Origin of the sequence: Clavibacter sp. VKM Ac-2872, from assembly GCF_015351105.1 — a bacterium.
Taxonomy (GTDB): Bacteria; Actinomycetota; Actinomycetes; order Actinomycetales; family Microbacteriaceae; genus Clavibacter.
In genome coordinates this window covers 149,270-167,328 of record NZ_JADKRR010000001.1, presented here as the reverse complement: position 1 = coordinate 167,328, position 18,059 = coordinate 149,270, and the positions used below count along the sequence as shown (strand labels likewise).

20 protein-coding genes are annotated in these 18,059 nt (G+C 72.8%); 4 read left to right on the top strand and 16 right to left on the bottom strand.

Annotated features, from left to right (window positions below):
* Positions 1-126: 126 nt before the first annotated feature.
* The 5 genes from ITJ40_RS00865 to ITJ40_RS00845 all read right to left on the bottom strand — a co-directional run bounded on the left by ITJ40_RS00865 (position 127) and on the right by ITJ40_RS00845 (position 5,655).
* Positions 127-1,707, bottom strand: a complete 1,581-nt coding sequence (locus tag ITJ40_RS00865; protein WP_194665146.1) for an aldehyde dehydrogenase — start codon at positions 1,705-1,707, stop codon at positions 127-129.
* Positions 1,704-2,648: an NAD(P)-dependent oxidoreductase gene (locus tag ITJ40_RS00860; protein ID WP_194665145.1), complete on the bottom strand. Its 945-nt coding sequence runs from the start codon at positions 2,646-2,648 to the stop codon at positions 1,704-1,706. Before ITJ40_RS00860 ends, ITJ40_RS00865 begins: the two co-directional genes overlap by 4 nt.
* A gap of 71 nt (positions 2,649-2,719) precedes the next feature.
* Complete coding sequence (locus ITJ40_RS00855) at positions 2,720-3,577, bottom strand: MurR/RpiR family transcriptional regulator (RefSeq protein WP_194665143.1); 858 nt, start codon at positions 3,575-3,577, stop codon at positions 2,720-2,722.
* Positions 3,574-4,917, bottom strand: a complete 1,344-nt coding sequence (locus tag ITJ40_RS00850) for a DUF3100 domain-containing protein (protein ID WP_194665141.1) — start codon at positions 4,915-4,917, stop codon at positions 3,574-3,576. Before ITJ40_RS00850 ends, ITJ40_RS00855 begins: the two co-directional genes overlap by 4 nt.
* 216 nt (positions 4,918-5,133) lie before the next feature.
* A complete protein-coding gene (locus tag ITJ40_RS00845) occupies positions 5,134-5,655 on the bottom strand; it encodes a hypothetical protein (protein ID WP_194665139.1) in 522 nt (173 codons plus the stop codon).
* Positions 5,656-5,833: 178 nt separating this feature from the next.
* Between ITJ40_RS00845 and ITJ40_RS00840 the strand changes: the two genes are divergently transcribed.
* Complete coding sequence (locus ITJ40_RS00840; RefSeq protein WP_194665137.1) at positions 5,834-6,841, top strand: D-alanine--D-alanine ligase; 1,008 nt, start codon at positions 5,834-5,836, stop codon at positions 6,839-6,841.
* Between the two features lie 94 nt (positions 6,842-6,935).
* On the opposite strand, the gene ITJ40_RS00835 is transcribed toward ITJ40_RS00840, so the two are convergent.
* From ITJ40_RS00835 to ITJ40_RS00810, 6 genes are all read right to left on the bottom strand, one after another.
* Positions 6,936-7,340: a hypothetical protein gene (locus ITJ40_RS00835; protein WP_194665135.1), complete on the bottom strand. Its 405-nt coding sequence runs from the start codon at positions 7,338-7,340 to the stop codon at positions 6,936-6,938.
* 549 nt (positions 7,341-7,889) lie between these two features.
* Complete coding sequence (locus ITJ40_RS00830; RefSeq protein ID WP_194665133.1) at positions 7,890-8,474, bottom strand: NUDIX hydrolase; 585 nt, start codon at positions 8,472-8,474, stop codon at positions 7,890-7,892.
* A gap of 31 nt (positions 8,475-8,505) precedes the next feature.
* Complete coding sequence (locus ITJ40_RS00825) at positions 8,506-9,117, bottom strand: trans-aconitate 2-methyltransferase (RefSeq protein WP_194665131.1); 612 nt, start codon at positions 9,115-9,117, stop codon at positions 8,506-8,508.
* Positions 9,114-9,596 (bottom strand): GNAT family N-acetyltransferase, encoded by a 483-nt coding sequence (locus ITJ40_RS00820; RefSeq protein ID WP_194665129.1) that lies wholly within the window; start codon positions 9,594-9,596, stop codon positions 9,114-9,116. Before ITJ40_RS00820 ends, ITJ40_RS00825 begins: the two co-directional genes overlap by 4 nt.
* Complete coding sequence (locus tag ITJ40_RS00815; RefSeq protein WP_194665127.1) at positions 9,593-9,973, bottom strand: CrcB family protein; 381 nt, start codon at positions 9,971-9,973, stop codon at positions 9,593-9,595. Before ITJ40_RS00815 ends, ITJ40_RS00820 begins: the two co-directional genes overlap by 4 nt.
* Positions 9,970-10,509 carry a CrcB family protein gene (locus tag ITJ40_RS00810; RefSeq protein ID WP_194665125.1) on the bottom strand — a complete coding sequence of 180 codons (540 nt, stop codon included), beginning with the start codon at positions 10,507-10,509 and terminating at the stop codon, positions 9,970-9,972. The genes ITJ40_RS00815 and ITJ40_RS00810 overlap by 4 nt, the downstream gene beginning before the upstream one ends.
* Positions 10,510-10,671: 162 nt before the next feature.
* On the opposite strand from ITJ40_RS00810, the gene ITJ40_RS00805 reads away from it, so the two are divergent.
* The 3 genes from ITJ40_RS00805 (at position 10,672) to ITJ40_RS00795 (ending at position 13,096) form a co-directional block, all read left to right on the top strand.
* Complete coding sequence (locus tag ITJ40_RS00805) at positions 10,672-11,265, top strand: YdcF family protein (protein ID WP_194665123.1); 594 nt, start codon at positions 10,672-10,674, stop codon at positions 11,263-11,265.
* A 196-nt stretch (positions 11,266-11,461) separates the two neighbouring features.
* A complete protein-coding gene (locus ITJ40_RS00800; RefSeq protein ID WP_194665121.1) occupies positions 11,462-12,106 on the top strand; it encodes a MerR family transcriptional regulator in 645 nt (214 codons plus the stop codon).
* Positions 12,107-12,259: 153 nt separating this feature from the next.
* On the top strand, positions 12,260-13,096 hold the full coding sequence (locus tag ITJ40_RS00795) for an FAD-dependent oxidoreductase (RefSeq protein ID WP_194665119.1): 837 nt from the start codon (positions 12,260-12,262) through the stop codon (positions 13,094-13,096).
* A 36-nt stretch (positions 13,097-13,132) separates the two neighbouring features.
* Here the strand turns inward: ITJ40_RS00795 and ITJ40_RS00790 are convergent, their stop codons facing one another.
* From ITJ40_RS00790 to ITJ40_RS00770, 5 genes are all read right to left on the bottom strand, one after another.
* Complete coding sequence (locus tag ITJ40_RS00790; RefSeq protein ID WP_194665117.1) at positions 13,133-14,443, bottom strand: hypothetical protein; 1,311 nt, start codon at positions 14,441-14,443, stop codon at positions 13,133-13,135.
* Positions 14,444-14,487: 44 nt separating this feature from the next.
* The gene (locus ITJ40_RS00785; RefSeq protein ID WP_194665115.1) at positions 14,488-15,696 is read right to left on the bottom strand and encodes a hypothetical protein; all 1,209 of its coding nucleotides are present in this window, start codon (positions 15,694-15,696) and stop codon (positions 14,488-14,490) included.
* Entirely contained in the window at positions 15,693-16,016 is a 324-nt protein-coding gene (locus ITJ40_RS00780; RefSeq protein WP_194665114.1) for a DUF6507 family protein, read from the bottom strand. The genes ITJ40_RS00785 and ITJ40_RS00780 overlap by 4 nt, the downstream gene beginning before the upstream one ends.
* Positions 16,017-16,488: 472 nt before the next feature.
* Complete coding sequence (locus ITJ40_RS00775; protein ID WP_194665112.1) at positions 16,489-17,193, bottom strand: hypothetical protein; 705 nt, start codon at positions 17,191-17,193, stop codon at positions 16,489-16,491.
* A gap of 136 nt (positions 17,194-17,329) precedes the next feature.
* Entirely contained in the window at positions 17,330-18,052 is a 723-nt protein-coding gene (locus ITJ40_RS00770) for a hypothetical protein (RefSeq protein WP_194665110.1), read from the bottom strand.
* Positions 18,053-18,059 lie beyond the last annotated feature (7 nt).

The following is an 18,059-nucleotide window of genomic DNA, read 5'->3' as shown; positions in this document are numbered from 1 at the left end:
CGGGAGCGTCGTCGCGGACCCGATGGCGGCGACGCTAACACCGCGCGACCGCGTCTGTAAACCGGTTAACCGCACGCGGCCGGGACGACCCGGGACGACCCGCGGCGACCGCGCCCGCGTCGCGCGCTAGCCGCGCATCGACGGGAAGGGCGCGGGCGGCGGCGTGGTCGGGACCCACACCGCCTTCTGCTGCGTGTACTCGTCGAGCACGCCCGGGCCGGACGACCTCCCGTGGCCGGACTCGCCGAAGCCGCCGAACGGGACGGCCACGTGGATGGTCTTGTAGGCGTTGATCCAGAAGGTCCCGGCGTCCACGGCCGCGGCCACGCGGTGCGCGCGCGACACGTCGGAGGTCCAGACGGCACCCGCGAGGCCGAACCCCGTGGCGTTGGCCCGCGCGACGACTTCCTCCTCGCTGTCGAAGACCGAGACGCCGAGGACGGGTCCGAACACCTCGGTGGTCTCGAGTCGGTGGCCGGGCTCGACGCCGTCCAGGATCGTCGGCATGATCCAGCTGCCGTCCGCGAGGGCGCCGTCTGCCACCGCGGTGGACGGGGTCGCGCCGGAGAGGCGGCGCGCGCCGTCCTCCTGGCCCGCCTGGATGAGCGCGCGGATGGTCGCGACCTGGCGGCGGGAGATGATCGGGCCGATCTCGGTGGCGGGATCCAGCGGGTCGCCGAGCCGGAGCGCGTCGACGTGGGCGACGATGCGCGCCACGAGCTCGTCGTGCGCGCCGCGCTCGACGAGCAGGCGGGATCCGGCGACGCACGACTGGCCGGCGCCCGAGAACACGGCGCTCACGGCGCCGCGCGCGGCCTGGTCGAGGTCCGCGTCGGCGAACACGATGTTGGCGCTCTTGCCGCCGAGCTCGAGGACGACGGGGATCCCGGCGCCGGCCGCGGCCTGCGCGACCGTGCGGCCGACGGGCACGGATCCGATGAAGCTCAGCTTGCCCACGCGCCGGTCGGTGCTGAGCGCGGCGCCGACCGTGGTGCCCGCGCCGACCGCGACCGAGAGCACGCCGGCGGGCAGGCCCGCCTCCTCCGCGAGCTGCGCCAGGCGGATCGTGCTGAGCGGGGTGAACTCGCTGGGCTTCAGGACCACCGCGTTGCCGGCGGCGAGCGGCGCGGACGAGTTCCAGCCGGCGGTGAACAGCGGCGAGTTCCACGGCGTGACCGCGACCACGACGCCCCACGGCACGCGCGTCGTGTAGGTGAGCCAGTCGCCGGGGACGGGGATCGTCTGCCCGGTGACCTTGTCGGCCCAGCCGGCGTAGTAGCCGAACATCTGCGCGACGCGGCCGGCCTCGACGCGGGCGTCGCGGAGCGGCTTGCCGGTCGTGACCGTCTCGAGGACGGCGAGCTCCTCCTGGTGCGCGTCGATCACGCGGGAGACCTCGCGGAGGATCGCGGCGCGGTCGTAGGGGTCCATCGCGCCCCAGGCGCGCGCGCCGCGGACGGCGGCGGCGAGCGCGGTCTCGGCACCGTCGACGCCGGGATCCGCGTAGCTCGTGACGAGCTCGCCGGTCGCGGCGTCGACGAGGTCGATCGCGGGCCCGGATCCCGGGTGCACGCGGCCGTCGGCCCAGGTGCCGATGCCGTCGGGGAACGCGTGGGCGATGAGGTCCCGGGCGCGCCGGGCGGGGTGCGCGGTCGGGTCGACCGCGTCGAGGAGCGGGGTGCGGGTGGTGGGTGCGGTGGCGGTCATGATGCGGTGTCGTCCTTCCGGGCGGAGAGCTGCGCGGGATCCAGGGCGGTGGTCGCCGTGGTGAAGGTGGAGGTGGCGGCCACGAAGTCGGCCTGCGGGCCGAGCGCGGCGAGCGCCTGCTGCCAGCGCGTGTCCGTCTCGGCGAAGAGCCCCGGGGTCGCGCCGGTCGCGCGGGCCACGTCGTGCGCGAGCGCCACGTCGCGGGCCATGAGCCCGAGCGCGAAGCCGGAGCCGAAGCGGCCGCTGAGGATCTGGTCGGGGAACATGCGCTGGCTGACGGTGCTCGCGCCCGTGGCGGTGTTGAGCGCCGCGACCGCCGTCTCGAGGTCGATCCCGTGGGCCGCCGCGACGTCCATCGCCTCGGCGACGGCGAGCAGGTTGACCGAGACGAGCATGTTGTTGAGGAGCTTCACGACGTTCCCGGAGCCGGCGGGGCCGACGTGGCGCCAGCCGCCGGAGGTGAGCGCCTCGAGGACGGGACGGGCCGCGTCGACGGCCTCCGCGGATCCGCCCACGAAGGACGCGAGCGTGCCCGCGGCCGCGCCCGTGTTGCCGCCGGAGACCGGCGCGTCGACGAAGGCGGCGCCGTGCGCGGCGGCGAGCTCGGCCATCGCGGCGCTCGTGCCGGGCTCGGAGGTGGTGGTGTCGACGACGGCCACGGTGCCGGGCGCGGCGAGGAGCGCGGGCACCGTCGCCTCGACCACGCGCGCGGACGGCAGCGAGAGCACGACGTACGGGATCCCGGCGAGCGCGGACACATCGGCGACCGTCGCGAGGCCGCGCGCCTCCGACGCCGCGCGGGCTGCCGCGGACGGGTCGCAGCCGACGACGTCCCAGCCGCGGCCGGCGAGGGACGCGGCCATGGCGCCGCCCATGGATCCGAGCCCGACGACGCCGATGCGCCGCGGGGTGGTGGGGTCGAGCGGGTCGGTGGGGGTCATGGGTCCTTCCGGTGCCGCGCGGGGCGGCGGGTCGAGGCGGGTGGGATGCGGGCGGGATGCGGGCGGGCGCGTCAGCCCGAGAAGGTGCCGAGCTGCTGCCACAGCTCCTGCGTGCGACGGAGCGCGGCGCGGCTGCGCTCGGGGTGCGCCGCCTCCATCCCGCTGAGCAGGCCGTAGACGACCGAGGTGGTCGCGGTCGTGGACTGCAGGAACGAGACGCCCTCGCTGGGCACGACGAGCACGTGGTCGGCGCTGGCGGCGAGGCGGCCGCGGCGCATGTCGGTGATGGCGACGACGGTCGTGCCCGCCGCGTGGGCCGCGGATGCCGCGGCGAGCACGTCGCGCATCGGCCGCCACAGGCTCACGACCACGAGCACGTCGCCCGCGCCGAGCGTGGTCATGGCGGCGGCGAGGTGGGCGCCGCCGCGGCCCTCGACGGAGATGGGGTAGCCCATCACGGATCCGAGGTGGGCCAGGATCGACGCCGGCGCGCCGAACGAGCCCATGCCGACCACGAGGATCCGCCCGGCCGCGGCGAGCGCCGCGATGGCCGCGTCCCCCTCCCCCGGGTCGATGGACTCGAGCGCCCGATGGAGGTTCGCGACATCGCGCTGGATGGACGCGTGCACCTGGCCCGACGCCGGGGCCGGGTGCTCGCGCAGGGTCTCCTCCGAGGTGAGCGTGGCGAGGTACCGCATCCGCAGCTCCTGCTGGAGCTCGGGCCAGCCGCGGAAGCCGACGGCCTGCGCGAACCGCACCACGGTGCTGGCATTCACCTCCGCTCGCTGCGCGATCTCCGCGATCTCGGAGTACGAGGCGAGCTGCTGGTTCTCGAGCAGCACGCGGGCGACGCGGGCGTGCGACGGCGTGTGCCCCTTCGTCGGCTCGAGCTCGTCGAGCCAGTCGGCGAGCGGATCCGCCGCGCTCACGACCAGAACCCGAGCGCGAACTCCGCGATGACGGCCGAGAGCAGGAACGACGCCGTGATGGCGACGAGCCCGACCGGGACGATGCGCCAGCCGACCGTCTTCAGCAGCGCCGCGTCCTTGCCGAGGCTGAGGCCCGCGAACGTGAGGGTGGCGCACGCGATGGAGAGGAAGTCGATGGAGGTGACCACGCTGGTCAGCTGCGCGCCGACGGGCGAGTACGGGCTCGAGGCGAGCGCGCCGATCGTGGTGACGAAGACGATCGCGGACACCTTGCGCGTCACCTTCGCCAGCAGCTGGCTCACCAGCAGCAGCGCGATGAGGATCGCGTAGCCGCCGACGATGGACCAGCTCACGCCGCCCGCGAAGATCGACGCGGTGCCGATGCCCACGACCGCGAGGATCGGGATCGTCACCCACGGCCGGATCGCGACGGGCGCCGACGCCTCGGCCACGCGCTCGCGGAAGGCGCGGTTCGCCTCCGCGGCCTCCGCCGAGACGGCCACCGGACCGGAGGCGGCCTCCGCGGCCGCCTGCTTCCGCGTGAGGAACCGGTAGAGGCGGTCGGCGAGCGGCAGCGCCACGTAGATGCCGACGTACACGCCGAGGACCGTGGTGATGAGGTTCGAGACCGCCGCGATGCCGAGGATCGCGTCCTGCTGGCCGGGGTACGCGGCGATGATGCTGGCGGTCGACGCGGCCATCATCGACCCGGATCCGACGCCCGCGCCCATCGCGAGCGCCAGCGGGTCGAACACGTCGGCCGACGCCACGAGCGAGGTCAGCAGGGTGATGTAGACGGCGCCGAAGAGCGTGCCGAACACGTACATGGCGAGCACGCCGCGGTACTGGTCGGAGTCGGGGCCGTACTTCTCGCTCACCATCGCGAAGGCGGGCTCGCGGTCGAGCGAGAAGGTCGCGCCGATGGTGGCCTTGCCCATCCGCAGCAGCACGGCGAGCGGCAGCGCGAGCGCGACCGTGCCGAGCAGGTGCCCGATCTCCTGGAGCAGCAGCGCGGGTCCGGCCTGCAGCAGCGTCGGGATGTTCGGCCCGATGTTGAAGGCGAGCCGCGCCACGAGGAACAGCACGGCGACGCCCACGAACGCGTTCGCGATGCGCTGGAAGTCGATGCCGACCGGGCGGATCCGCTGGAACGAGAGCGCGGCGGCGATGAGGAGGCCCCACACCATCGGGAAGAACACGATGGAGGCGGATCCGAGCGGCAGGGTGCGCGAGCCGATGACCTGCGCGACGAGCGCGATGACGAGGGCGGCGACGGCCACCGGGGCGACACCGCGCAGGCCGACGACGGCCCTCGTCCTTGCTCCGACTGTCGTGGTCATGGGCGGTCCCTTCGCGAGGTGGTCGAGCGGCGCTGGAGCGGTGCGAGACGGCGCGTGCAATCTCCGTCGCGGAGAACGGATCCTGCAATCGCCGTTGCAATCGACAGTAGGGAGCGTGCGTTTCGACGGCGATGCGCGGGTGTTGCGACCGTGTGAACGCGACGACGCCCCCGGCGCGTGCCGGGGGCGTCGATGTGGGGCTGCGGCGGGAGCGGCCTAGCGCAGGGTCACGTGCGGGGAGCGGATCGGGTACACGATCCAGTGCGTCCAGCGGGTGTCGACCGTGCCCGTCGTCCAGCGGTAGTTCGCGCCGCGCGAGCAGGCGAAGTCGCTGTACGAGGACACCGTGTAGCGCGCGTTGGCCAGGAGGCCGACGCCGATGTCGGTCCAGATGGGGAGGCCGGACTGGGGCAGGTCGACGCAGCGCGACCAGCCGGGCCGGCCGTTGCCGGGGTTCGGCCCCTGGATGAGGATCGACACGACGACGTCCCCGTACCGCTGCATGTGCGCGGAGAAGTGCACGGTCTGCTGGCGCACGGAGTAGTCGGATGCGGCGACCGGGTCGCCCGCGGGGGCGACGGCGGTGGTCGTGGCGGCCGACGCGGTGGCCGGAGCGGCCGCCGACGCCTGCGCGGCGGGTGCGGTGCCGACGCCGACGAGGGCGGATCCCGCGATGGCGAGGACGGCGAGCGCCACGCGGGTGCGGCGCGGGCGGGGAGCGGTGGTGCGTACGTGCACGGGATTCTCCGATCGGGTGGGGGATGCGGGCGGGACCCGCGGGACGACGGTATAGCCGCGGCCGGATCCGGATCGGTACATCATACGAACGTCTGGTGAAGAGAGGGGGTGGCGATGCAGGGGCGTGCCGGGGCTGGTCCGCCGCCGGGCGCGGGCGGCCCGCCGATAGGGTCGCGGGATGCGGATCTCAGTGCTCTTCGGCGGCGAGAGCGAGGAGCGCGACGTCTCCATCGCCAGCGCCGCGCAGGTCGTCCCGGCCCTCCGGGCGCTCGGGCACGAGGTGGTCGCGGTCGACACCGCGCGCGGGGCGCTGGACGCGGCCGACGAGGCGCGGGTCCTCACCCCCGACGTCGGCCTCCGCCCGCCGACCTCCGCGGAGCTGGCCACGGCGGGCGCGGGCGGATCCGCCGCGGTGCTGCGCCTGCCGGCCGACCTCCGCGACGGCGACCTCGTCTTCCTCGCGCTGCACGGCGGATCCGGCGAGGACGGCCGCCTGCAGGCGCTCCTCGAGCTCGCCGGGATCCCGTTCACCGGATCCGGCTCCCTCGGCAGCGCGCTCGCGATGGACAAGGACGTCGCCAAGACGCTGCTGCGCGCCGGCGGCGTGCGGACGCCCGACTGGCTGATCGACCCGGAGCCGCATGCGGTCGAGCCGGCCCTCGGGTTCCCGGTGGTCGTGAAGCCGACCGGCCAGGGATCCACCGTCGGGCTCTCCGTGGTGCGCACTGCCGCGGAGCTGCCCGCGGCGCTCGAGCTCGCCGGGCGGCACGGCACCGTCATGGTCGAGCGGTTCGTGCGCGGCCGCGAGCTGACGGTCGGCGTGCTCGACGGCGAGGCGCTCGCGGTCGGCGAGATCGGCGTGCCCGTGGACGAGGCGTTCACCTACGCCGCGAAGTACCAGGCCGGCGCGATCGCGGAGACGTTCCCGGCCGACCTGCCCGACGCGGTGGCGGAGGAGGCGCGGGCGGCGGCGCTGGCGGCCCACCGGATCCTCCGGCTCGCCGGGTACAGCCGCTCCGACTTCCGCCTCGACGACGCGGGCGCCCTCTGGATCATCGAGGCCAACAGCCTGCCGGGCCTCACCGCGACGAGCCTCCTGCCGCAGTCGGCGGCGGCCGTGGGCATCGGGTACCCGGAGCTGTGCGAGCGGATCGCGCGGGTCGCGCTGCGCGGCCGCGCGGGCTGACGGGACGCGCGGTCAGCTCCTCGCCCGAGGACGCCATGTTCACCAGCGGCCGCTCCCGCGCGTCCGTGGTGCTGGCGCCGTGCGCAGGTTCCGGCTACAACCGGAGCGGGTCGGGCCCGGCCACCGCGCTCACGTAGAACTCCGTCCAGCGTCCGGTCGCGGGGAGGTTGCCCACGCTGCGGGGGTACGCGTACCCCGACCGGCACCCGGTGCCGAAGAACGACGTGCTGCGGTACGAGCCCGTCCTGACCGTCACGAGGGAACCGTCTTGCTCCATGTCGACGCACTTCCGCCAGCGACCGGACTGGAGCAGCACCGAACCCACGCTCGGGCTCTTCGGGGCCTGGATGAGCTCGAGGAACTGGGTGTTGACGGGGTCTGGCCACGCCGCGGGATGGACGACCCCGTCGGACGGCGTGGCCGCGAAGGCGTGCGCGGCCGGGCCGGCGACGACGCCCGCGAGGAGGGTCGCGCCGACGGCCAGGGACGCGAGGAGCACCCGAGCGCTCCGTGGGCTGGTGCATGGTGACATTTCTTCCTGCCTTTCTAGGGGGTGGGGCGTTTCGGGCGAGGTGCCCGCTGGTGAGAGGTCGCAGCCGAGCGGCCTGGCGGAGCGTCCACTTCGGCGTGCGGATGGGGTGACGACCCGGTGCGTGACGCGGGTGTCGACCGAGCCCGTCGTCCAGCGGTGGTTCGCGCCGCGCGAGGTGGTGAGCGTGTGCACGGGATCCTCCGGTCGGATGACAGGGCGCGGGTGGCCCGCGGGATGACGAGTGAGCTGCATCCGGTTGCCCGAAGGCGGGTCAGACGGGCGTCTGATGAACGGTAGGGCACTCGGCGCATCGGCGACGGATCCATCCACACATCCCGAGTCGCGGGCCGGATGCGCGCGAGCGCCGAAGATGTGCAGCTCGCCCCGGAGGAGCAGAGGTGCGACCGGTGTGCCCCGGCTGACGGGTGATCCGGTCGGCCACGCCGGCCCCTCGCTCGCGGCGCCGGCACGATGCGGGGCGATTCGACGGCGCGGACGAGCCGGGCACGACGGGGATCAGCGCGGCGCGACCGGCGGCAGCAGCCCCTGCTCGGCGGCGGCCGCGCGGGCGATCAGCAGGGTCGGGTCCTCGATGCCGCCCGCGGCGATGCGCGCGTCGAGCTCCGCGACGGGCATGCGGACGAGGCGCACCTGCTCGGACGGGTCGGAGCGGTCGGCCGTGCCCGCGGTGGTCGGGGCCGTGCAGGCGAAGACGTGCACGAGCCAGGACGCACGGCCCGGGTTGACGGCGTAGGTGCGCAGGGGCCGGATCTCCGGCGCGACGAGGCCGAGCTCCTCCTCGAGCTCGCGGCGGGCGGCGTCGACGGGCTGCTCGCCGGCGTCGCCCGCGCCGCCCGGGAGGTCGAGGATCCAGCGCCCGAGCGGGTGCCGGTACTGGCGCGAGAGGATCACGTGGTCGCCGTCGATCACGAGCGTCGCCACCGCGAACGGCACGCTCTCGTCGACCTCGTACCGGGACGCGGATCCGTCGGGCAGCTCCACGTCGTGGTCGACGAGGACGACGCGGCCGCGGTGGAGGTCGCGTCGACCGGTCGTGGTCCAGACGGGCTCGGGGTCGGGGGTCGGATCCGCGGTCGTCATCCCGCGAGCCTAGGTCGGCGGGGGCGCCAGGTCAGGCCGGGCGACGGGCGGTGATCGCGAGATGCGGGCGCGACCCGGGACCGCGCCGCGTGTGCACCTCGTCCACCGCGAAGCCGGCCGCGCGGATCTCGGCGGCCAGGGCATCCGGCGACCAGCGCCACGCGCGCGTGACGGCGTGGTCGAAGGGCTCGGCGCCCGGGATCCCGTCGGGACCCGCGAACGCGCCGACGAGCAGGCCGCCGCCCGGCCGGACGACCCGCGCCAGCTCGCCGAGCGGCACGCCGATCCGCGCGGGCGCGTGGTGGATGAGCGAGTACCAGGCGAGCGCGCCGCCGAGCGCGCCGTCCCCGGCGCCGAGCGCGTCCAGGTCGCCGACCGCGAAGGGGACGCCCGGATGCGCGGCGCGGGCGTGCGCGACGAAGGCGGGCACGAGGTCCACGCCGCGCGCGTCGAGGCCGCGGGAGGCGAGGAGCGCGGTCCAGTGGCCCGGTCCGCAGCCGGCGTCGAGCACGGGGCCCGTGATCCCGTCGGCCCACGTCGTCACGAGCGCGAGATCGGCGGGGTGCACCGCCTCGAGGGTGCCGAGGCGCTCCGCGTACTCGGCGGCGCGCGCGGCGTAGGCGTCGGCGACGGGTCCCGTCATCCGCGGGGGTCCGGGTCGGCGGCCGATCCGAGCGGGCGCGACCACGCGACCTCGCGCGCCAGCTGGCCGCTCGCGCGGAAGGCGACGACCTGGCGGGCGCCGGGCAGCGCGGCGGCGAGCGCCTCGCGATCCGCCGCCGCGAAGCCGAGGCCCTGCCAGAACGGGCCCGACCTCCGCGAGAACAGCCAGGCGCGCTCGGCGCCGGCGGCGGCCGCCTCGGCGAGCGCGTGCCGGGCGAGCGTCGACCCGAGGCCCGCGGACCGCAGGGCGGGATCCACCGCGACGCTGCGGATCAGCGCGTGCCGTCCGTCGGCGCTGAGCTCGAAGCCGGTGCTGCCGGTGACGCGGCCGGCGGCGTCGCGCCGGATCCAGAGCCGCACGCCCGGGTCGTCGAGCCCGGTGACCGTGAGGTCCGCCGCCGCGAGGAAGGCGTGCATCGCATCGACGTCCGCGGCGCGCACCGGCGAGAGCCCGATCACAGCGCCTGGCCCACCACTATCCCGAGCCCGGCCGCCGCCACGCAGACGACGAGCATCCCGACGCCGTTCGCGAGCGCCGCGCCGATCCGGCCCGCCTGCGCCAGCCGCACCGTCTCGAGGCTCGCGGTGCTGAAGGTCGTGTAGCCGCCCATCAGGCCGCCGCCGAGGATGAGGAGGAGGTCGTGCGGGAGGCCCGCCTGCGCGGCGGCGCCCGTGAGGAGGCCGAGCCCGAGGGATCCGGTGACGTTGATGACGGTCGTGCCCCACGGGTACGCGGCGCCGAGGCGCCCGCGGACGGCGCCGTCGAGGAGGAGGCGGAGGGCGGATCCGACGCCGCCGGCCACGCAGATCAGCGCGAACACGAGCGGGCCGATCACGACGCCGCTCCCGTCGCGCGGCCCGCCGCCGTGCGGCGGTGGATCGCCGCCCCCGCGGCGATCCCGGCGACGGAGGCGGCGGCGCCCGCCACGAGCGAGAGCGCGGCGTAGGCGAGCGCGACGCCGAGCGCGGATCCGGTGAGCGACGCGGTGTCGACGGCGAGCGCGCTGTAGGTGGTGAAGCCGCCGAGCACGCCCGTGCCCACGAGCAGGCGGATCGCGCGCCGCCGGCCCTCGTCGGCCCCGCGGCGGGCGATGGCCTCCAGCAGCGCGCCGAGCACGAAGGCGCCGACCACGTTGATGAGGAGGATCGTCACGGGGATGCCCCCGGCGGGCGCGGGCCAGGTGAGCGCGAGCGCCTCGCGGATCCCCGTGCCGACCGCGCCGCCGAGCGCCACGAGGCCGAGGGACGACCAGCGGAGGTGGACGGGGCGGCCCGGGTCGTCGTCCACCTCGATGTCGCTGTCGAGGGGCGCGCTGCCGCCGGGCGCGCTGCCGCGGACCTCGTGCTCGTCGGGCTGCGGGTGGTCGGTCATGGGGTCTCCCATCTCGGAGGGCATGGCTAGCCGTGAGACAGGGACTGTCGTCGACGAGGGTGTCGAGGTTGGGGACGGCGAGCCCCACCGCCGTGCCTCCCGCGGGAAGCACGGCCATTGAACCACGCGGGTCGGGCGGGTCGCGGCGCGTAGCCTGAGCGGATGCGGATCCGCCCCCTGCTCGTCGCCACCGGGGCCGCCGTCGCGCTCGCGCTCATCGGCAGCGAGGTCGCGCACCGCCTGGCCAGCACGCGCGGGCTCGATCGGAGGCGGGCGGACGCCGAGGTCGGCCGCGAGGCGATCGTGGTGCTGGGCTACGGCAACCGCGGCCCGCGCGCCAACGCCATCAACCGGTACCGGGTCCGTGCGGGTCTCCGCTCGATGGATCCGCGCGCCACCTCGAGCACCCTCGTCCTGTGCGGCGGATCGGTCATGGGCGCCGAGCCCGAGGCGCGGATCCTCGCCAGGTACGCCCGCGACGAGCTCGGCTACCGGGGCCCGCTCGTCCTCGAGGACACGAGCACCAGCACGCGCGAGAACATCGCCAACGCGATCCCGTTCCTCGAGGACGCCGACACCATCCGCATCGTGTCCGACTCCGTGCACGCCGCGAAGGCCCGGCCCTACCTCCGGGAGCTGCGGCCGGACCTCGCCGAGCGCCTCGCGCGGGCCGAGGAGTACCGCGTCGGCGAGGTGCCGTGGATGAAGCCGACCGTGCTCGTCGTGCTCCTGCTGAAGCGCTTCGGCCTGGCGTAGGAGCGCGGCGCGACGGACGCTCGATGCTCGAATACCGCTCACGTGATGGGATTTTCCACAGCCGCGACGTGGCGTGCGTCGCGCCCCTCCTTCCGCGCGTCCGTTAACACGCCCGAAATGGCGCCGGACGCGCGTCCGGGATGTCCGCCCACGGCCCGATCGGGGCGCAGGTAGATAGTTTCCCTATCATCGAGGGATGACCGCGCTGCCCATTTCCGAGCTCGCCGAACAATCCGGTTGCTCCGTCGCCACCATCAAGTACTACCTGCGCGAGGGGCTGCTCCACCCGGGCGTCAAGGTCAACGCCCGCCGGACCGCGTTCGACGAGACCCACCTGGCCCGCCTGCGCCTCGTGCGCGGCCTGATCCACGTGGTCGGCGTCTCCATCGAGCAGGCCGGGACGATCCTCGACCTCGTCGCGGATCCCGATCAGAGCGTGGTGGGCGCGATGCGGAAGGCCACGGCCGCGCTTCCCAGCGGGGATCGCTCGACGGCGGCCGGCGAGGCCCCTCCCGCGCGCTCCACCGCGGGGACGGAGGCCCTCCTGGACCGCCTCGGCGTGCAGCACACCGCCGATTCCGTGCCCGTCGCGCAGCTGGATCGCGCGCTCGAGCTCGCCGAGGAGGCCGGGATCGCGCTCGACGAGTCGCAGATCCGCACCTACGTCGACGCGGTGCGGGACATCGCGGACGCCGACTTCTCCCGCGTGCCGTGGTCGGACCCGCAGGGCGCCGTGGAGTTCGCGGTGCTGGGCACGGCCCTCTACGAGCCCGTGCTGCTCGCGCTCCGCCGCGTCGCGCACCACGAGAAGGGCCTCACCCTGGAGCGCGGCGGCGCCTGACCCGCCCCGCATGCGCCCCCGCACGGGGCACGGACGACTGCCCGGCCGCCTCGTACGTTAGTTGCCGCGCACTGCAAAACCCCCAGAACGGGGCCGCTCCGCGAGTACCTCGACCGGAACGGGTACGCGCGCTCGTTCCAGGACGGCTACATCGTGCGCCTCAGCACGGCCGTGTGGTCGGCGCCCTACGACCTCGTCTGGGACATGCCGGCCGCGACCGTGATCGCGTACTTCCTCGCGCACGGCAACAGCTCGCTGGGCGGGCGGGGCGTCGGCTGGGAGACGGTCACGGGCGGATCCCGCCGGTACGTCGACGCCGCCCTCGCCGCCATCCGGCCGGATCTGCGCCTCACCACCCCGGTGTCCTCCGTCGCCGAGGACGCGGACGGCGTCACCGTCACGACCGCGGCGGGCGACGTCGAGCGCTTCGACGCCGTCGTGGTCGCGACGCACGGAGACACCGCGCGGGGGATCCTCGCCACGCCGACCGACGGCCAGCGTCAGGCGCTCGCGGGCATCCGGTACTCCACGAGCCGCATGGTGCTGCACACCGACACGAGCGTGCTGCCCGCGGAGCGCGAGCGCTGGACGAGCTGGAACTACGGCGACCACGAGGGCCCCGACGGTCCCGTCCCGTACGTGGCCTGGTACCTCAACGAGCTCCAGGGCTTCGAGTCGGCGACCGACTACGTGGTGACGCTCGACTACGCGGGCGAGATCGCGCCCGAGCACGTCATCGCCGACCACCGGGTGCAGCACCCGATCATCGACCTGCCTCTCCGGCAGCTGCAGAAGGACATCCACCGGCTGACCACGAGCGACCGCGTGGCGCTCGCCGGCTCGTACTTCCACTCCTCGGACCTCGGCTGGGACGTGATCGGATCCCACGAGGCCGGCTTCACCTCCGGCACGCGCGCGGCCCGCGCCGTCCTCGCGGCACGCGCTGCGGCGGCTCCGGCGGCGGCTCCCTCGGACGCCGTCCCCGCCTGATCCGCGGACGCACGGGAGAGGGGCGGCGGGCCGGTGTCAGCGCCGCGTGGATCGGACGCCGTCGAGGAACAGCTCGACGACATCCCGCATCACGTCGACGGAGACCACGTTCCGCAGCCGCACGCGGTCACCGGGCAGCGGCTCCGGCGAGAACCAGCCCACATCGCCGGTGCGGATGTAGCCGTGGGCCGTGTCGTTCGTGGGGCAGGCGACCACGTACCTCGTCCACTCCCCCGCATCCCATGCGCGCGTCAGGGCCCAGCTGGCGTCGTCGGGTAGCGCCGGCTCGTGCCCGCGCGCGGCGTCGATGCGTCGCGTGAGGAGCTCGGCGTCGTGCTCGCCGCCGTCCTCCCTCGCCAGCACCCAGGCCGGCGCGATCCGCATCCACGACACCAGCAGGGCGAGAGCACCACTCGCCGTGGTCCGGTGGACGGACACCTCCGGCGTGCCGTCCGCCCCGACGACATCCGCCGCCACCAGCACATCCAGGCCGAAGTACCAGGCGCTGAACGCCGTGCCCCGGCCGCCGGTGTCTGCCGTCGCGCCGTACAGCAGCTTCGCCTCCGCTCGCACCCGGACGAGCTCCGCGCCGTCGTGCGTCACGCGCCCGTACGCATCGATGAGACCACGCGTCACCAGCTCCTGGAATGCTTCCGAGTCCTTTCGGATGTTCGAGAACAGGCCCCGGCGCCGACACGTCCAGAGCTGCTCCCACGCGGCCCGGCTCATCCGCATCCCGCTGACGGGGAACGGCTGCAAGGAGGGGATGCGGGTGAGGAGCTCCGAAGGCTTCTTGTCCCCGCCACGCGCCATCACCTCGGCGTCGAGGGCGATGTCCGGGACACCCGTCTGCGGACCCGCGGAGAGCTGCACGACCTCGGAATCAGAAGCTCGCACCAGCACGGAGCTGGCGATGCTGTTGAGGAACTCCTCGAAGAGGAGCCGCTCCACGATGTCGCAGCTCGCGGTGATCTCGACGGCGTGCGTGCCCGTCACGTATCCCGATCGCGTCACCGCGACGTAGGTGCCGGACGCCTCGTATAGGAAGTCGACGACGCGCCCGTCGACGCCCTCTCGGCTCCCCGTCCCCATCCACGGCAGGGTGGAGTACACATGCGACCAGCCCGGGAACGCCAGCGCCTCGGCCACGCTGCGAGCCCCGAGCTCCGCCATGGTCTCCGTGGACTGCCGGACGACGACCACCATGTTCGCGCGGAAACGACCATCCCTCTGCCCCTTCTCAGCGATGACGACCATCCGGTCGTCGGGCACGGGCACCCGCTCCCAGGAATCCGGCATCATCATCTCGATGCTCGATGTCTTCACGGGCAGATAACCGTTACTCATTGGGCCTCCTCGATGTCAAGACCTCTCGCCCATCAGGTCATCTCTCATGATTGGGAAAACAGCGAGTCTACGAAGCTCGCGGTGTTGTGGCCCATGTCCTTCGCCCAGTCGGAAGTCGCGATTGCTGTTCCCGCACCGCCGATTATGCCGCCGACCACGCCGCCGATGACTGTTCCTCCGCCCGGCTCGATCAAGCTCCCGACGAATGCCCCGACACGCATCCCCGCCTGAGCTCCGGCCCATGCAGCACCTTCGCTCGCCAACGTGTTGCCGACCGCATTCGCGTTGGCGTCTACTTGGCGTCGCCCTTCGTCCCAGTCCGCGTGATGAACCTGGTCCTCATCGTATTCTTCCGCGTAAGCCCCCGCGTATGTGATGCCCACTCCGGCCACGGTCAGGGCACGCGCTCCTATCTTCGCCAAGGCCGCCGCATCCACGTGATCGCCGACGGAAGACATCTCGATCGCCTCCTCAGGCATCGTGAGAATATTGCGCAGAGATGAGCTGACCCTCAATTCAAGCGCTTCACGCCCTGCGATATCGACATCCGATGCGAGATGTTTACCGGCGGCACCATCGCCCCACGAATCGGTTATCGATTGGACCGCATCCCTGAGCTCCCTACTGTTCTTGAGAACGTCATGCAGGGCCGAACCGGCGATGACGACACCGGGCTGACTCGCGAAATTGCTGATACTCAGAGCCAGGTGGTCCAGATCCTCGCCTGAGTACCGGAGCTCACCCCCGGGGCTCTTGACGAGCTTCAGCAGCCGAGAAGCGCAGTCCTGGTCCGCGACCTCCAGATCGGCGTTGAAGGCGGCCACGCGCTGGGCCAGGTCGTGACGCTGCTGCTCGGTCTCAGCAGCCCGGGGTGCAGCAGGCCCCATCGGGGTCGACGCTCCGGGCTCGAGCAGCGCGGCCTCATCCGCCGCGTTCGCCGCGGCGAGCTCCTCAGCGAGTCCGCGGTGCCGCATGGCGAGCGAAGAGAGAGTGGACGCGTAATCCGACAGTGCCCTCTTCGCGACGGTGACTTCGGACTGGACCGATCGGGAGACGTCGAGAGGGCCGTCGAGTGCCGCCTGGATCTGAGCAGACCCGGGTACGTCGAATACGCCGACACCGGAGAGCCGGGACCAGGCCGTCGAAGCCTGCTGCACGGGCCCATCGACAGCCGTGCCGATCTTGTCGAACGACGTCGCAGCCCAGTCGAGAGCGAAGGCGTCGGGGACGGCGTCGAGTGGGGAGTCCGTCACTGACCGCCTCCTTGCGTGAATTGCGTCGCCATCTCCTCGTCACCCTGCACATACGCATCACGCGCGAGACCCGTCTGGTCGATGGCACCTCGGACATCCGTGGTGATGGAGGCGATCTGACCCAGGAACGGGTCGTGGGCGAGGATCGCCAGAGCTGCTCGTGTCTTCGGTCCCGCCGCGGCCGTAGCCGCATCGATCGCGTTGTGCACGGCGGCACCAGCGCTGTCAAGGTCGGAGAGCGCGCTCCTCGCATCCGCGAGCACGGAATCCACGGCTCCCGGATCGATCCTCCAACCACCCATTTCGCCTGGGCTCGTCATCCTGCCGCTCCTCACTCTGGCCTGTGTGATCAGGAAATCCGTAGACGACGATCCCCGCAGACGCCCCTCAGATACCGCCTCGACGAACACCTCCGCCGCCCGCCCCGATATCGCTCGACCTGCGGTTCACGGCGCGATCGGCAGACGCACGCGAGCTCACCCATGACGAGCGATTGAACGAACGGTCACCACCTCGCGCGCGCGCGGCCCGCGCGCGCGGCGAGATCCTTACAGATGTTCGGAATCTGGCGGGCGGCTTTCCCACAGACCGCGCTCGGAAGTCCCGGCCTGTACAGGAGGCACATGCCCCCTCGTCTCGTCGACCTGTCCGCGTCCCTCCGGAATGGACCGGTCGACTGCTCGCCGGACCCGAACGCGGTCATCCGACTACGACCGCGGAGGCCTCACGTGTGACCCAGATGCGAGGACCTGGCGCAGTCAGCCACCACCCGCTGGGCTCGGACGCAGTTCGTCAGTCCACATGGCGACCTGAACGTCCTGCGCGAGGGTGATCGCCTTCTGGTCCGGGCCCGAAGGCCGTGGCCAGCATCTCTCCTGAGCCCGCGCCCAGGTCAGCGCTCAAGGCCCCGACCCGATGGCCGTCGATCGCCCCTCCGAGATATCCGCTGATGAGCGTCGTGTCTCCAGGGCCACGAGACCGTGGCACATGACGAAGGGCCTGACGCGCGTCATCGGGACCAGGGTCTCGCGACGTCAGCAGGTGAGCCATGAGGTCTGATTCTCGCGAGCCCACTTGATCACCGGCCTCACCGGCGTCTCCCTCCGCGGGGCTCAGCTTCTTCCGCATGAGCCCGTGTTCCTCTTTGAACCACCGAGGAAGCCGGAAACGAGGAAGCCACAACATGCCCACCATGCCCACCATGCTCACGAACATGATGTCGAGGATGAAGTCGCCGAAGATCCTGTTCGCGGGGAAGGGGAGATGGATGGGTAGCGATACGAGCAGCAGCCCTGCCCCGAAGAACCCGAGCCCGAAGAGGAACGGCAGCGTCCCGAGCGCCGGCACGGGCGTCCTCGCCCAACCGCGCCACACCCCGAGGTACGCGAGAGCGCTGGCGATGACCGCGATCGTCCCGAGTACCGGCGGCTGCGCGAGGATCGACCCCCGAGTTTCCACGGCGGAGACGCCGGCCGAGATCGCGAAGACGAGGAACACCGCTGGAGCTTGACAGAAGCCGAGCCGACTCGCCCCTTGCCTCACACATCCGGCGAGGCCTGATCTCTCGAGCACGAGGCGCTAACGCGCATCCGCCTTCTGCAGGGGTGGGGCGAAGCACCTGGGGCGCCATACGTCAGTCGCTCGGCGAGCGATCCTCGTCTTCAGGACCACCGAGCGCCTCATCACGCATCTCTGATGATTTCGCACCGGCATCAAAGCCGCGCGGATCAGCGCCTGGCGACCCAACCCCACTGTCGACGATCGCTCCGCCGATATAGCCGCCGATGGCCGTCGCGCCTCCGGGATTACCCGGTTCCGGCACCTTGAGAATATCGTCCCTGGCGGCCTTCGAGCCACGGTCTCCATCAACAGACTCCGGCGCTATGGATTTCCCGGTGCTCGGAGCCAGAAAAGCACTATCCGCCCCATCGACCCGCACGGGCCGTTCCGTCTTCCTGAGGAGGAGCCCTTTCTCATCCTTGAACCAGCGTGGGAGCAGGAAGCGTGGGAGCCAGAGGACCCCGATGACGCTGAACATCATCAGCGCCAGTGCGAAGTAAGCGAGGATTTGATTGGCCGGGTAGGGAATGGGGAAAGGTATGGCCGTCATGAGGATCCCCACTCCGAAGAACCCGATGCCGAAAGGAAAGGGCACCTTCCCGAATGCCGTGACGGGAGTGCGCGCCCACCCACGCCACACCCCCGAGTACGCGAGAACGCTGGCGACGACCGCGACCGCCCCCCAGAGCGGTGGCTGCGCGAGGAAGGAGCCCTCGGTTCCAGCTGCGTAGACGACGTCCGAGGCCTGCACGGAAGCCACCGAGAGCACAGGAGGGAGCGTGAAGGAGTCGAACACCCATAGA

Excerpts from the sequence above, each read along its gene's own strand:
- ITJ40_RS00865 (WP_194665146.1), bottom strand. The coding sequence starts at position 1,707 with ATGACCGCCACCGCACCCACCACCCGCACCCCGCTCCTCGACGCGGTC.
- ITJ40_RS00860 (WP_194665145.1), bottom strand. The coding sequence starts at position 2,648 with ATGACCCCCACCGACCCGCTCGACCCCACCACCCCGCGGCGCATCGGC.
- ITJ40_RS00850 (WP_194665141.1), bottom strand. The coding sequence starts at position 4,917 with ATGACCACGACAGTCGGAGCAAGGACGAGGGCCGTCGTCGGCCTGCGC.
- ITJ40_RS00840 (WP_194665137.1), top strand. The coding sequence starts at position 5,834 with ATGCGGATCTCAGTGCTCTTCGGCGGCGAGAGCGAGGAGCGCGACGTC.
- ITJ40_RS00830 (WP_194665133.1), bottom strand. The coding sequence starts at position 8,474 with ATGACGACCGCGGATCCGACCCCCGACCCCGAGCCCGTCTGGACCACG.
- ITJ40_RS00825 (WP_194665131.1), bottom strand. The coding sequence starts at position 9,117 with ATGACGGGACCCGTCGCCGACGCCTACGCCGCGCGCGCCGCCGAGTAC.
- ITJ40_RS00810 (WP_194665125.1), bottom strand. The coding sequence starts at position 10,509 with ATGACCGACCACCCGCAGCCCGACGAGCACGAGGTCCGCGGCAGCGCG.
- ITJ40_RS00805 (WP_194665123.1), top strand. The coding sequence starts at position 10,672 with ATGCGGATCCGCCCCCTGCTCGTCGCCACCGGGGCCGCCGTCGCGCTC.
- ITJ40_RS00800 (WP_194665121.1), top strand. The coding sequence starts at position 11,462 with ATGACCGCGCTGCCCATTTCCGAGCTCGCCGAACAATCCGGTTGCTCC.
- ITJ40_RS00790 (WP_194665117.1), bottom strand. The coding sequence starts at position 14,443 with ATGAGTAACGGTTATCTGCCCGTGAAGACATCGAGCATCGAGATGATG.
- ITJ40_RS00780 (WP_194665114.1), bottom strand. The coding sequence starts at position 16,016 with ATGACGAGCCCAGGCGAAATGGGTGGTTGGAGGATCGATCCGGGAGCC.